Origin of the sequence: Streptococcus sp. 29892 (genome assembly GCF_032594935.1) — a bacterium.
Taxonomy (GTDB): Bacteria; Bacillota; Bacilli; order Lactobacillales; family Streptococcaceae; genus Streptococcus; species Streptococcus hyiners.
The window spans coordinates 1511136-1524000 of record NZ_CP118734.1; the positions used below are offsets into that span (position 1 = coordinate 1511136).

A 12865-nucleotide genomic window follows, 5' to 3' on the forward strand; every position below is an offset into this window, starting at 1 on the left:
CTTATTTATAAACTATTATATCATGTTTTAGGACATTTTTTTGCTATAATGAAGACATGAAAACCTACCAGAAGATTTATTTACTATTAAAAGAAAAAGACGACTACGTCAGTGGCGAGGATTTGGCCCAGGAATTGGGGATTTCTCGGACTTCCATTTGGAAAGCCATTCGCCAGTTGGAAGCACATGGTCTGACAATTGAGGCAGCCCGCAATCGTGGCTACAAATTGGCCGAAGGGGATTTGTTGCTGCCAGAGTTGATTTCACAGGAGCTCCAACTCCCTGTCCACCTCAATGCCGATAGTGATTCGACCCAGCTAGATGCCAAGCAAGGTATCGAAGCAGGTCATGCGAGCCCAGCCCTCTATCTAGCTCCCTATCAGAATAAAGCCAAGGGACGATTTGGGCGACCTTTTTATGCTTCCAAATCAGGCGGTATCTATATGTCTCTCCGCCTTTCACCCAATGTCCCCTTCCTTGAATTTAAGCCCTATACCATTCTAGCCGCAGCCGCAGTGGTCAAGGCCATTCAGTCCCTCTGTGACCTAGATGTTCAAATCAAGTGGGTCAATGATATTTATCTGGGGCAGAAGAAAGTTGCTGGAATCCTAACCGAAGCCATTTCTTCCATGGAAAACCAACGGGTGACCGATGTCATTATTGGAGTGGGTATCAATGTCCATATCGATGATTTTCCCAAAGAACTCCGGCAATCAGCTGGCAATCTCTTCGACGACCAACCTCCCTTTACCCGCAACCAGTTGATTACAGCCATTTGGAAAGCATTTTTAGAAACCGATGACAAGGAACTAATTGCCCTTTACAAAGAAAAATCACTTGTTGTTGGCCAACAAGTGAGCTTTATAGAAAATCAGGTTGAATTTAAGGGAACAGCCATCGCAGTCACCGACACAGGCAATCTAGTCATCCAACTGGATAACGGCAAGGCAAAAATCATCTCCAGCGGAGAAATCAGTCTTACTTCTTGGACTGCTTCTCCACCAAACGAATAAAACGTGTCACCTTATAGGCAAAATGAAGATTGCGAAAGGCGATGAAGGCAAAAATACCTGCAAGCAAAAAATCCTTAGAAAGAATGGAAGTATTCATAAAATAAATAGCGATAATTGTCGAAAGAGACAAGAGAAGAAATTGTGACATTTTCATAGATAAATTATACCAAAAAATCAGTCGACTGACTGATTTTTTATATCCCTTCTTTCTATGTATGCTAGTTAAACAAGAAAACACCAACTCAGTCGGTGCTTTCTTAAGGAGATTATGAAAAATATTTAGGATTGACTATATTATACCTTAGTCAACCACATTCCACATCAGTCCTAAGACCGATATTGCTATCAATCATTTACTATCTCAACGGTGTCTGCTAGAAAGCCAAATTCTTCTGGAACAGGGCTCTCCTCTTTTTCTACTTCTTGCGTTTTTTGCCCCTTGGCCTTGGCTGAAAATTCAGCCCGAATGCTGACCCAATCTTCTTGAGCAATAGCCAAAATCTGTGGCGAGAAGCCTGCGGCCTTGCTGAGAATATTTCCAAACATGGTATTGAGATTGTCCCGTTTCATAGTCTGTTCAGCATTGAGTGGGGATTCAAAGGCCAAAATCGCATGATTTTCATTCGCAGCGACTGGCTGGGAGCCAACAAGTAAGGCACGATCTGCTCCTGATAAACTCTCGATAATTTCTCCCCAGGCATTTTGCAAGCGAGTCAAATTTTCACGCGCCAATGCTGGATTTTCCATGGCTTCTTGCAAAATAGCATGAACCTTGCTGGTATCCAATCGGTACTTCTTCGGCGCCTGTGGCTTGCGTGAAACTGGCTTAACAGCACTCTGTTGATTTGAGAGTTGGCTTAATTGTTTCTGTAGGTCTGCTACTTGTTGTTGCAAACTGCTTATTTGGCTGACCACATCTGCTGGTAGCTCTGCCATTGCCCCCGAAGCAGAACCACTTTCAGCCAACCGAATGGTCATCATTTCAGCGTAAATCTTAGGTTGAGGGCTAGACTTGATATCCGCCAGGCTCTTGGTCACCAACTCAATCATGGTGAAGATCCGCTCCTGAGCCAGTGCTAGATTGTCCGTAAAACCAGCAGTCAGATGGGTATTCTCACCGCCCGTCTGCACGATAAGGAGGTCACGCAGGTAATGCAAGAGGTCCGTCGCAAAACGGCTCATGCTCTTGCCTTGGTCAAACAAGGTCTGCAGATGAACCAGTGCCGACACACTATCCGCCTGACGCAGACTAGCTATATAGTCATCCAGAGCACGCAGACTGATGGAACCCGTGATTTCCTCTGCGATTTCCAAGGTAACTGTCTGGTCATGGCTGAGACTGAGGGCCTGGTCGAGAATAGACAGAGCATCCCGCATTCCCCCTTCTGCCCGACGGGCAATAATGGTCAAAGCTTGGTCGTCAAATCCAAGACCTTCCTTGGTCAAGATTTGAGCCAAATGGGCCTGAATATCCGTGACCTTGATGGACTTGAATTCAAAACGTTGCACCCTGGATAAGATAGTAGCAGGAATCTTATGCAACTCTGTAGTCGCAAGAATAAAGACCACATTCTCCGTCGGCTCTTCCAAGGTTTTCAAGAGGGCATTAAAAGCCCCTGTCGATAGCATGTGGACCTCGTCAATGATATAAACCTTGTAGGTCGCAAGGCTAGGCGCATAGGTCGATTTGTCCCGAATATCACGGATTTCATCGACACCATTATTGGATGCCGCGTCAATCTCAATCACATCTTCCAGACTGCCCTCGGTAATGGCCTGACAGATGTAGCAGTCATTACAAGGCTCGCCACCCACCTGATTGGGACAGTTCATGGCCTTGGCAAAAATCTTGGCTGTCGAAGTCTTACCCGTACCACGAGGCCCAGAAAAAAGATAGGCATGGCTAATTTTCCCCTGCTCAATGGCCTGCTTGAGCGTGGTCGCCACCACCTCCTGCCCCACCATCTCCCCAAAGGTCTGGCTGCGGTATTTCCGATATAAAGCTTGGTACATTACCCTTTTTCTCCAAACATAGCAAAATTCCAGTCTGTTTTCTCCACCAGGAGCGCAACAAACTGCTCTAAGTACTCTTGGTCAATGGCATCATAATCCGCTACCAATCTCGAATCCAAGTCCAAAACGCCCAAAAGCTGGTCGTTTTTCAGCATGGGTACTACGATTTCCGAAAGGGCTGCCGCATCGCAAGAAATATAGTTATCATGCAGACGGACATCGTCTACGAGAATGGTCTGGCGTTTAGAAGCAGATTCACCGCAAACACCCTTTCCAAGTGCAATATGGACGCAGGAAACGCCACCCTGAAAAGGCCCTAAAATCAATTCTTGACCATCATACAAGTAAAAACCTGTGAAGACAGAATTAGGCAAAGCCTGATTGAGAAGCGCTGAAGCATTTGACAGATTAGCCAGAGCGTTGGTTTCCCCATCTAACAGAGCTTCCAACTGGGTCAAAAGTAATTGGTAATTTGATTTTTTTTCTTCAATATTCATAGAAACATTATAGCATAGAAAGACCAACTTTTATAGTCCAAGCAAAAAGAAAAAGGCTTTCGCCTATTTCCAAATCCAAAAGATAATAAGGACATCAATCAAGACACCCACAGCCCAAGCTAGCTGAAAATACTTTTTCTGGGTTTTGTGGCGGAAATGGGTGCCACCTGCCCAGGCACCTAGACCACCGCCCAAGTAAGCCATTAGTAATAAGTTTTTTTCAGAAATTCGATAGGCATCCTTTCTGGCCTTGCCCTTATCCAGACCATAGGTCAGAAACACGATTATATTCCAGACCATCAAGACCATACTCACCATTTGTTGAATGGACATTATCTTCTCCTTCTCTCACATTGCTTTTATAACTCTAACATAATCTATCTTAGAGTACAAGAAAAAACGGCTCAGATGTCCGAACCGTTTATAAACTTGCTAGGGTATCTTCCAACCACTTGAGCTGGGCACGATTGCGCTCAATTGCTCGGGTCAAAATCAAGTAATGACCATAGTTGTCTTGAATACTCTCCTTGGTTGAGAATAACTCAACCTTGCGACTGTCTAGGTGTTTCAAGTGCTTGGTGACTAATTCAATTTGATTCTCCAACAAACCTGGTATCCGTGGATCTTTCTTATCACGGATAAAGAACATCTTAATAGAAAATAGATCCTTTTGTTGAGGAGTTTCATCATTTGGAATGGATAGCCAATCTTCCAAAATCTGACGACCTGTCGCAGTCATAGCATACTGCTTCTCTTTTTCATTGCCAGGAACCGCATGACAGGTAATCAATTCTTCCTTGGTCATGCGTTTTAGCTCTGGATAGACTTGGCTATGAGCTACCTGCCAAAATTCTCCTAAATCGCGTTGAACATAGTCGGTAATCTGCTTACCAGTTACCATCTGACCGCTAGCACCCATTATCCCTAGTATTATATGGGGTAATATTCTCTGCTTGGGCATCTTAACCACGCTCTCTTAATATACTCTCCACCTTGGTGTTGATCAAGTCGATGGCTACAAGATTGCTGACGCCTTCAGGAATGACGATATCTGCATAGCGCTTAGTCGGCTCGATAAACTGGTGATACATAGGTTTCACCACCGTGGTGTACTGTTCAATGATACTATCTAAGCTACGCCCACGTTCTTCCATATCTCTCTTAATACGGCGAATGATGCGAATATCATCGTCAGTATCGACGAAGATTTTAATATCCATCAAATCCCGCAACCGCTTGTCTTCCAATACCAAAATACCTTCCACAATAAATACATCTTGTGGTTCCTGATGATAGGTTTTATCTGAACGGGTGTGCTGAGTGTAATCATATATCGGAATATCCACCGAACGCCCTGCCAACAATTCACCCAGGTGGTAAATCATCAAATCTGTGTCAAAGGCTAGTGGATGGTCATAATTGGTCAATATCCGTTCTTCAAAGGTTAGGTGTGACTGATTCTTATAGTAAGAATCGTGTTCAATCATTGATATGCGAGCATTTGGGAAATTATCCAGAATGGCACGCGACACACTTGTCTTGCCACCCCCAGATCCGCCGGTTACGCCAATAATAATGGGTTTCTGAGTCATCATCATCTCCTTCTATTTTCAATACTATTTTACCATGAAACATGGTATAATGGAAAGGATAACACATAAAGAAATGAGAATTTATGCTAAATTTTGGAATTATTGGTACTTCAGACATCAGTCACAAGTTCATTTCCTCTGCTCATTTGAGTAAATATCTTCAATTATCAGCGATATTTTCAAGAAAACTGGAAACTGCTATGTCATTTTCAACAAATTACGAAAATGTAAAATTATACACAGAATGGATAAAATTCCTTTCTACACCCATTGACTTGGTCTATATTGCCAGTCCAAATGCCTTGCATTTTGAACAAGCAAAATCTGTTCTCATGGCCGGCAAACACGCTATCGTTGAAAAGCCTATGGTGTCCACACCTCAAGAATTGGCCCAACTTCGTCAAATTGCCCAGGAAAATGGTGTCTTCCTATTTGAAGCAGCCCGCAATTACCACGAGGAAGCCATCGCTATTATTAGGGACTTCTTGAAGGATAAGACTGTTTGGGGTGCCAACTTCTCCTATGCCAAATATTCTTCTAAAATGCCTGACCTCTTGGCAGGACAGACCCCAAATATCTTTTCAACTGATTTTTCAGGCGGAGCCTTGATGGATCTGGGTGTCTATACCCTCTATACTGCCATTGGCCTCTTTGGCAGACCAAATGCGGCTCGATACGCTGCCCACCAACTCCCTTCATCCATTGATTTGAATGGGACTGGGCAACTGATTTATGATGATTTTCTAGTAAGCATTCAGGCTGGAAAGAATATCACTAGCAATCTACCAAGTGAAATTTATACCAGTGAAGGCACCCTCACCCTCAACGCCTGCCAACATATCAGCTCTGCTGTTTTTACCAAACATGACGGTAGCCAACTTGTCCTTCCTATCCAAGCACAAGTAGATTCTATGCTGGAGGAGGTACAAGCCATTGCCCAAGTTATCCAGGCAGGCAATCACGACCTGGCTAATAAATGGCTGGATGTGGCTGAGGCGGTCCATCATACTCTCTACACCATGCGCCAAGACGCAGGAATAATTTTTAAGGCGGATACCCATGAAAACTAATTTCCCAACTAGCTGGACTGACCAGTTGACTCAACTTGGCTTTGAGCATTTTACACCCATTCAAGTCCAAGCCTTCCAGCCAATCAGAACTGGCAAATCCCTATTGGCAATCAGTCCAACTGGTACGGGTAAGACCCTTGCCTACCTCTGGCCCAGCCTACTTGCACTGACACCAAAAAAATCTCAACAATTGCTGATCCTGGCTCCCAATACAGAGTTGGCTGGTCAAATCTTTGATGTCTGCAAAACCTGGTCAGATACCATTGGTCTTAACGCCCAACTCTTTCTATCTGGCTCTAGTCAGAAGCGTCAAATTGAGCGACTAAAAAAAGGACCCGAAATCCTAATTGGGACTCCTGGTCGTATTTTCGAGCTCATTAAATTGAAAAAAATCAAGATGATGAATGTTAACACTATCATTTTGGATGAATTTGACCAACTCTTCTCTGATTCTCAATATCATTTTGTGGAAAAGATTATCGGCTATGTGCCACGTGACCACCAGTTGATTTACATGAGCGCAACAGCTAAGTTTGACCATCAAAAGATTGCTCAAGATATTGAAAGTATCGACTTATCTGAACAGAAATTGGACAATATCCAGCATTGCTATATGTTGGTAGACAAGCGTGACCGTTTGGAAACTCTACGTAAGTTTGCCAATATTCCAGATTTTCGTGCCCTTACTTTCTTCAATAGCCTGTCAGACCTTGGCGCCAGCGAAGATAAGTTGCTCTACAACGGTGTCAATGCTGTTTCCCTGGCCTCTGATGTTAATGTTAAATTCCGTAAGGTCATTATCGAGCGTTTTAAAAACCACGAACTCAATATCTTGCTAGCTACAGATTTGGTCGCGCGTGGGATTGATATTGATAATTTGGAATGTGTCCTTAACTTTGAAGTACCTTTTGATCAGGAAGCCTACACCCACAGGGCTGGACGAACTGGTCGCATGGGCAAGGACGGACTGGTCATTACCCTGGTTTCTAGCCCAAGTGAAGTCAAACAGTTAAAAAAATATGCAAATGTTCAAGAAGTTATCTTGAAGAACCAAGAACTATATAAAGTATAAGAAAAAGGAGGTCGAAACCTCCTTTTTAATGTTGTGCTGGACCACTGGCTTCCTGATCATAATAAATATGTTGGGGATTGAGATTTGGTCCCAATAATTCTGTTATCGTCACTAGATTGTAGCCCTCAGATGTGAGGAACTGTAAGACAGGTTCCAAACTATTCACTGTCGGCTGACGGATATCATGCATAAGGATGATGCAGCCAGGACAAGCTTGCTCTTTCACTCTTTCAAAAATGGCATGGCTATCTCGATTTGACCAATCCTCCGTATCTACATTCCAATAAATAGACGGTAATCCCATGGCATCTACCACAGCCTGGTTGATGGCCCCATAAGGTGGTCTCACCATAGTAGGACGCTTCCCAATAGCTTTTTCAACGATAGCCTGTGTCAACTCAATTTCTTGCTGGACTTGCTCTGGAGACAGATGGGTCAAGTTGGAATGGCTCCAAGTATGGTTAGCAACTTCATGCCCTTCCGCTACCATCCGTTGTAAGATAGCTTCGTTCCCTTCTACTACACTTCCCAGTACAAAGAAGGTAGCCTTGACATTGTATGTCTTCAAGAGGTCCAAAATAACTGGTGTCGTTGCAGGGTTTGGTCCATCATCAAAGGTCAAGGCAATCTGACGAAGAGCTTTTTTATCCACTTGATTCTGAGCAAAAAACTGATCATAATTGGCCTTGTCAACATCTGCCAGATAGTCCCCCTTCATTATCGGGAAGAAATCTGAAATAGCTAGTTCCAGACTAGCTGTCTTAAAGACTTCCTCAGACAATGCCAGAACCAACTGACTATTGGCATAACTAAAAACGACTGTTTCCAAGTCTAGATTTTGAAACTCTGCAATAATCCTTGCTTTTTCCGCCTCATCCAAGCCTTGACTAGTCAATTTTTCCTGCAACTTATGGACCATGATGGTCTTAGCAGCATTCAAGTCTAGAAACATATCTCCTAGGGTGAAGAGTTGCTGATCTTCTGTCAGCAAGACACGCTCTGGGGTAACTTCTTCCTCTTTTTTTACTTGTAAGGGTTGGACAGCATACTGCTCACTATGGATCTCATGAGCCCGAACCTTCTTAAAATTGGTCTGTCCCTCCTTGGCATGAACCACAAGGACATTTTTTATCTTGCCTGATGGCTTCTTATAGCCTAACTTATGACGGATATGTCCCACAATTTTTTGTTCTAGTTGGGTAATTCTCTGACCAGAGGGGTCTTTGGGTATGGTCGCAACCACATGGGTAGAACCGATATTCCCCTCCTCTAAATCAGATGCTTGTCCTTTCAGTACCAGTTCTTCTTTTTCTTTAATAAAATGCGTTAATTGCCAATCTTGGAAGTTGCGGTATAGATAAATACTTGCAACCACCATCATGGCTACTAGAAATGCATTCAAGAGAAGCCAAAACAACTTTTTCATTTTATATTCATTCCTTTTCATATTCACCTTATACTATAATATAGGTTTATCGTCTTTCTGTCAAGCATATCAAAAATTGTTCAACCCTCAAAACGAATATTCTTCCTGTTCATAGAAAAAAAAAGACTGCCGAGGCAATCTTTTAAGCTTAATCAGCACGGATGACTTCTACACGGTAGCCATCTGGATCTGTCACAAAATAGTAGCGACCTGGACTACCTGGCAAGCCCTTAATGTCTGTAGTTGGATAGCCCAGCTCCTTATGCTTGGCATTGTCCCCCTCCAAATCATCGGAAGAAAGGGCCAGGTGTGAGAAACCATCTCCTACAATATAAGGACCGTGATCATAGTTATAGGTCAACTCAATCTCAAAGTCATCACCATCAAGTGCCAAGTAAACCAAGATAAACTTGTGCTCTGGATAGTCTTTGCGACGAGTTTCTTTAAATCCGAAAGCTTCCTCATAAAATTTTTGTGAAGCTTCTAAGTTTTCAACACGCAAGCAGGCGTGCAACATTTTCTTACTAGCCATCATAAACTCCTTTTGCCTGTTAATAGTCTAAGTATATCATATTCTTAGTAAAAAAACTTCTGATTAGTATGCAAAAACACCTGAGCAAGCTCAGGTGTCAATGGATTATGCTTCCAAGTAGTACTCTTTCACAATGTTCAAGTTTTCATCCAATTCGAAAACAAGTGGTGGGAAATTTGGAATTTCCACGTCCATGATTTCGTCATCAGACAAGCCTTTGATGTGTTTTACAAGGGCACGAATAGAGTTACCGTGTGCACCTACGAATACGTTTTTACCATCTTTCAAAGCTGGAGCAATCTTGTCTTCCCAGAATGGAAGTGCGCGCTCAAGCGTTACTTTCAAGTTTTCTGCATCTGGGATAACAGAACCGTCAAGGTGAGCATAACGACGGTCAGTGTGCGCTGAATGCTCATGATCCTTAGCCATTTCTGGTGGCAAAGTATCATAAGAACGACGCCAGATGTGAACTTGATCATCACCAAATTCTGCTGCTGCTTCAGCCTTGTTCAAGCCAGTCAAACCGCCGTAGTGACGCTCGTTCAAACGCCATGATTTTTCAACTGGTACCCACAATTGATCTGCAGCTTCAAGAGCCAAGTTTGTTGTCTTGATAGCGCGTTTCAATACTGATGTAAAAGCAAGATCAAATTCAATACCTGCTTCTTTGATCAATTTACCAGCATCGATTGCTTGTTGAGTACCTTTTTCAGACAAATCAACATCAGCCCAACCAGTGAAAAGGTTAGCTTTGTTCCATTCAGACTCACCATGGCGAGCAAAAACCAATTTTACCATTTATGGATTCTCCTTTATATTTTGAGGTCTCCCTCTTATACTTCTCTATTTTACACGAAAATGAAAAAAAATGCTAGCTTTTCCACAATCTGTTTACGCTTTCATTCACTTACATGTAAATTCAGTCTGTAGACCTATCTTTCTTCTTATGAAAAAAAAATAAAATCATGGTATAATAGTTGGGCTGAACACGACAGTTCAAAACGATACCATATAGGAGTTATCATGCAAAAAGTAGCTATCGTGTCTGCCTACCGTTCTGCCATTGGCAGTTTCGGAGGTAGTCTAAAAGATATAAACATTGCTGATTTGGGGGCTCAAGTCCTTGAAGCAGCCCTACAAAATAAACACATCCCAGCTGACCTTATCGACGAAGTAATCTTTGGTAACGTCCTTTCTGCTGGTCACGGACAAAATATTGCTCGCCAGATTGCTCTCAAGGCTGGACTTCCAGAAACCACCTCAGCCTACTGTGTTAATAAGGTTTGTGGCTCTGGACTAAAATCAGTCCTCCTGGCCGCCCAATCCATCCTACTAGGCGACAACGATGTAGTTGTTGCCGGAGGCATTGAAATCATGAGCCAGGCTGCCTACCTATCCAAATCCAGCCGTTTTGGCAGCAAATTTGGTCATATCAGCTTAGAAGATTCCATGCTGACAGACGGTCTGACAGACGCCTTCAATGACTACCACATGGGCATTACGGCGGAAAATGTTGCCGAACGCTACCAAATCAGTCGTGAAGCACAAGATGCCTTTGCCTACGCTAGTCAAGAAAAGGCTGCCAAAGCTATTACGGAAGGTCGCTTCGCAGATGAGATTATTCCTATTAAGCTTCAAAGTAGAAAAGGTGAAAGTATCTTTGACCAAGATGAATATCCTCGTCTGACCCCACTTGATAAATTAGCAACACTTCGACCTGCCTTCAAAAAAGACGGTACGGTTACAGCTGCCAATGCCTCAGGTATCAATGATGGCTGCGCAGTCCTTGTGCTTATGTCGGAAGAAAAAGCAAAGCAACTGAACATTGAACCACTAGCCTATATAGAAAGCTATGCAACCAGTGGTCTAGACCCTACTCTTATGGGCATGGGGCCAGTAACTGCGAGCAAAAAAGCTCTTGAAAAAATCGGTAAAACTGTAGAAGATATTGACTTGTTCGAGTTGAACGAAGCCTTCGCAGCCCAGTCCATTCCAGTTGTCGAACAATTAGGGGTTGAACCCATTAAAGTCAATGTCAACGGTGGTGCTATCGCACTTGGTCATCCAATCGGAGCTAGCGGCAGTCGGATTTTGGTGACCCTCATCCACGAACTCATCAAGCAAGACAAAGAACTGGGACTATGTGCCCTCTGTATCGGTGGCGGTCAGGGAATTTCCCTCATCGTATCCAATGCAGAAAAACAGTAAACGATCACTTGTAAACAAAGGATAAATTATGAATATCGGTATTGATAAAATCGGCTTTGCGGCACCCGATTATGTTTTAGATTTGGCTGATTTGGCCCAAGCCCGCAACATTGATCCCAATAAATACAAAGTTGGACTTCTCCAGTCAGAAATGGCTGTCGCACCTGTTACACAAGATATTGTCACTCTTGGCGCCCAGGCTGCCGCAGCTATTTTGACCGAAGAAGATAAGCAAACCATCGACATGGTCATCGTCGGTACAGAATCAAGCGTCGATCAAAGTAAGGCTGCTGCTGTATCCATCCACGGTCTGCTCGGTATCCAGCCCTTCGCTCGTTCCATCGAGATGAAAGAGGCTTGTTATGGAGCTACTGCTGGACTAAGCTTAGCCAAGAGCCACATCGCTCAATTCCCTGAATCAAAAGTCTTGGTGATTGCCAGCGACATTGCCAAGTATGGAGCAGCTTCTGGCGGTGAACCAACTCAGGGCGCTGGAGCTGTTGCCATGTTAGTTACAGCAAATCCACGCATTTTGGTCCTCAACAATGACAATGTCTGCCAGACCCGCGACATCTATGACTTCTGGAGACCAAACTACGACAAGTACCCTCGTGTTGACGGTCGCTTCTCTACTGAGCAATACACTGACTGCTTGACCACGACCTTTGCCTACTACCAGAAGAAAACTGGCAAGGCCTTGCAGGATTTTGCAGCCATGTGCTTACACATTCCTTTCTCTAAGCAAGGGCTCAAAGGTTTGCAAGCCATTGCTGAAGATGAAGAAACCCTCAACCGCTTGACAGAACGTTTCCAAGAAGCTATCGTCTACAACAAGCTTGTCGGCAACATCTACACTGGCTCTATCTTCCTTTCTTTCCTTTCTCTTTTGGAAAATAGCAGAGCGCTCAAGGCAGGGGAGCAAATCCTCTTCTATAGCTATGGTAGCGGTGCTGTCTGTGAAATCTTCAGCGGTCAGCTGGTGGATGGTTTCCAACATCAATTGGAAGAAAACCGCTTAGAAAACCTCAACCAACGCAAAAAAATCAGTGTTGAAGAATACGAAAATATCTTCTTCCAAGAAATCATCCTAGACGAAACAGGTACGGCTATCGACCTACCTGTAGACCCAACACCATTTGCCCTTATCCAAGTAGATAAGCACAAACGTATCTATCGTAAATAAGCATTTTACCTATCATTCATTGGAATAATGAATGATAGGCTGATTGAATTTCCAGCACACTTTTCACAGTTGCGTCAACATCTCAGCGCAGTGGTTGATTGACAGATTTATTCGTGTTACCACACTCTAAATCTGACCATTTCGACTGTTGCGAACAATGTTCGCTCTATTTCCAACTTCCAACTGTCTCCCAGACAGTTGGAACTATGCGGGGGCGGGCTAAAATAGTCCAGTAGACTATTTTAGCCCGAGCCTATTG

14 protein-coding genes are annotated in these 12865 nt (G+C 43.5%); 5 read left to right on the forward strand and 9 right to left on the reverse strand.

The genetic code is table 11. The features are described from left to right. The first annotated feature begins 56 nt into the window (after nucleotides 1-56). A complete protein-coding gene (gene birA / locus PW220_RS07545; protein WP_248054069.1) occupies nucleotides 57-1013 on the forward strand; it encodes a bifunctional biotin--[acetyl-CoA-carboxylase] ligase/biotin operon repressor BirA in 957 nt (318 codons plus the stop codon). Here birA and PW220_RS07550 read toward each other — a convergent pair. The 6 genes from PW220_RS07550 to udk form a co-directional block, all read right to left on the reverse strand. Next, the gene (locus tag PW220_RS07550) at nucleotides 979-1167 is read right to left on the reverse strand and encodes a DUF3272 family protein (RefSeq protein ID WP_248054068.1); all 189 of its coding nucleotides are present in this window, start codon (nucleotides 1165-1167) and stop codon (nucleotides 979-981) included. The genes birA and PW220_RS07550 overlap by 35 nt on opposite strands. A gap of 191 nt (nucleotides 1168-1358) precedes the next feature. Further along, entirely contained in the window at nucleotides 1359-3026 is a 1668-nt protein-coding gene (gene dnaX, locus PW220_RS07555) for a DNA polymerase III subunit gamma/tau (protein ID WP_248054067.1), read from the reverse strand. Beyond that, on the reverse strand, nucleotides 3026-3523 hold the full coding sequence (locus PW220_RS07560; protein WP_248054066.1) for a GAF domain-containing protein: 498 nt from the start codon (nucleotides 3521-3523) through the stop codon (nucleotides 3026-3028). The genes dnaX and PW220_RS07560 overlap by 1 nt, the downstream gene beginning before the upstream one ends. A 63-nt stretch (nucleotides 3524-3586) precedes the next feature. Then, nucleotides 3587-3856, reverse strand: a complete 270-nt coding sequence (locus tag PW220_RS07565) for a DUF1294 domain-containing protein (protein ID WP_248054065.1) — start codon at nucleotides 3854-3856, stop codon at nucleotides 3587-3589. Nucleotides 3857-3944: 88 nt separating this feature from the next. Next, nucleotides 3945-4484 carry a PadR family transcriptional regulator gene (locus PW220_RS07570; RefSeq protein ID WP_044691056.1) on the reverse strand — a complete coding sequence of 180 codons (540 nt, stop codon included), beginning with the start codon at nucleotides 4482-4484 and terminating at the stop codon, nucleotides 3945-3947. 1 nt (nucleotide 4485) lies between these two features. After that, a complete protein-coding gene (gene udk / locus PW220_RS07575) occupies nucleotides 4486-5115 on the reverse strand; it encodes a uridine kinase (RefSeq protein ID WP_044775386.1) in 630 nt (209 codons plus the stop codon). Between the two features lie 83 nt (nucleotides 5116-5198). Between udk and PW220_RS07580 the strand changes: the two genes are divergently transcribed. Then, nucleotides 5199-6185: a Gfo/Idh/MocA family protein gene (locus PW220_RS07580; RefSeq protein WP_248054064.1), complete on the forward strand. Its 987-nt coding sequence runs from the start codon at nucleotides 5199-5201 to the stop codon at nucleotides 6183-6185. Beyond that, nucleotides 6175-7257: a DEAD/DEAH box helicase gene (locus PW220_RS07585; RefSeq protein WP_248054063.1), complete on the forward strand. Its 1083-nt coding sequence runs from the start codon at nucleotides 6175-6177 to the stop codon at nucleotides 7255-7257. The genes PW220_RS07580 and PW220_RS07585 overlap by 11 nt, the downstream gene beginning before the upstream one ends. A gap of 25 nt (nucleotides 7258-7282) precedes the next feature. Here PW220_RS07585 and PW220_RS07590 read toward each other — a convergent pair whose 3' ends face one another. The 3 genes from PW220_RS07590 to PW220_RS07600 form a co-directional block, all read right to left on the reverse strand. Further along, nucleotides 7283-8683 (reverse strand): polysaccharide deacetylase family protein, encoded by a 1401-nt coding sequence (locus PW220_RS07590; RefSeq protein ID WP_248054062.1) that lies wholly within the window; start codon nucleotides 8681-8683, stop codon nucleotides 7283-7285. A gap of 148 nt (nucleotides 8684-8831) precedes the next feature. Then, on the reverse strand, nucleotides 8832-9215 hold the full coding sequence (gene gloA, locus PW220_RS07595) for a lactoylglutathione lyase (RefSeq protein WP_248054061.1): 384 nt from the start codon (nucleotides 9213-9215) through the stop codon (nucleotides 8832-8834). A 105-nt stretch (nucleotides 9216-9320) separates the two neighbouring features. Further along, nucleotides 9321-10013 (reverse strand): phosphoglycerate mutase, encoded by a 693-nt coding sequence (locus tag PW220_RS07600; RefSeq protein ID WP_248054060.1) that lies wholly within the window; start codon nucleotides 10011-10013, stop codon nucleotides 9321-9323. Nucleotides 10014-10238: 225 nt separating this feature from the next. Between PW220_RS07600 and PW220_RS07605 the strand changes: the two genes are divergently transcribed. Next, nucleotides 10239-11423, forward strand: coding sequence for an acetyl-CoA C-acetyltransferase (locus tag PW220_RS07605; protein ID WP_248054059.1), 1185 nt, complete (start codon nucleotides 10239-10241; stop codon nucleotides 11421-11423). 28 nt (nucleotides 11424-11451) lie between these two features. Then, the gene (locus tag PW220_RS07610; RefSeq protein ID WP_248054058.1) at nucleotides 11452-12606 is read left to right on the forward strand and encodes a hydroxymethylglutaryl-CoA synthase; all 1155 of its coding nucleotides are present in this window, start codon (nucleotides 11452-11454) and stop codon (nucleotides 12604-12606) included. Nucleotides 12607-12865: the final 259 nt, after the last annotated feature.

Coding starts and splice junctions, on each gene's coding strand:
- birA (WP_248054069.1), top strand. CDS start 57: ATGAAAACCTACCAGAAGATTTATTTACTATTAAAAGAAAAAGACGAC.
- PW220_RS07550 (WP_248054068.1), bottom strand. CDS start 1,167: ATGAAAATGTCACAATTTCTTCTCTTGTCTCTTTCGACAATTATCGCT.
- dnaX (WP_248054067.1), bottom strand. CDS start 3,026: ATGTACCAAGCTTTATATCGGAAATACCGCAGCCAGACCTTTGGGGAG.
- PW220_RS07560 (WP_248054066.1), bottom strand. CDS start 3,523: ATGAATATTGAAGAAAAAAAATCAAATTACCAATTACTTTTGACCCAG.
- PW220_RS07565 (WP_248054065.1), bottom strand. CDS start 3,856: ATGTCCATTCAACAAATGGTGAGTATGGTCTTGATGGTCTGGAATATA.
- PW220_RS07570 (WP_044691056.1), bottom strand. CDS start 4,484: ATGCCCAAGCAGAGAATATTACCCCATATAATACTAGGGATAATGGGT.
- udk (WP_044775386.1), bottom strand. CDS start 5,115: ATGACTCAGAAACCCATTATTATTGGCGTAACCGGCGGATCTGGGGGT.
- PW220_RS07580 (WP_248054064.1), top strand. CDS start 5,199: ATGCTAAATTTTGGAATTATTGGTACTTCAGACATCAGTCACAAGTTC.
- PW220_RS07585 (WP_248054063.1), top strand. CDS start 6,175: ATGAAAACTAATTTCCCAACTAGCTGGACTGACCAGTTGACTCAACTT.
- PW220_RS07590 (WP_248054062.1), bottom strand. CDS start 8,683: ATGAAAAAGTTGTTTTGGCTTCTCTTGAATGCATTTCTAGTAGCCATG.
- gloA (WP_248054061.1), bottom strand. CDS start 9,215: ATGGCTAGTAAGAAAATGTTGCACGCCTGCTTGCGTGTTGAAAACTTA.
- PW220_RS07600 (WP_248054060.1), bottom strand. CDS start 10,013: ATGGTAAAATTGGTTTTTGCTCGCCATGGTGAGTCTGAATGGAACAAA.
- PW220_RS07605 (WP_248054059.1), top strand. CDS start 10,239: ATGCAAAAAGTAGCTATCGTGTCTGCCTACCGTTCTGCCATTGGCAGT.
- PW220_RS07610 (WP_248054058.1), top strand. CDS start 11,452: ATGAATATCGGTATTGATAAAATCGGCTTTGCGGCACCCGATTATGTT.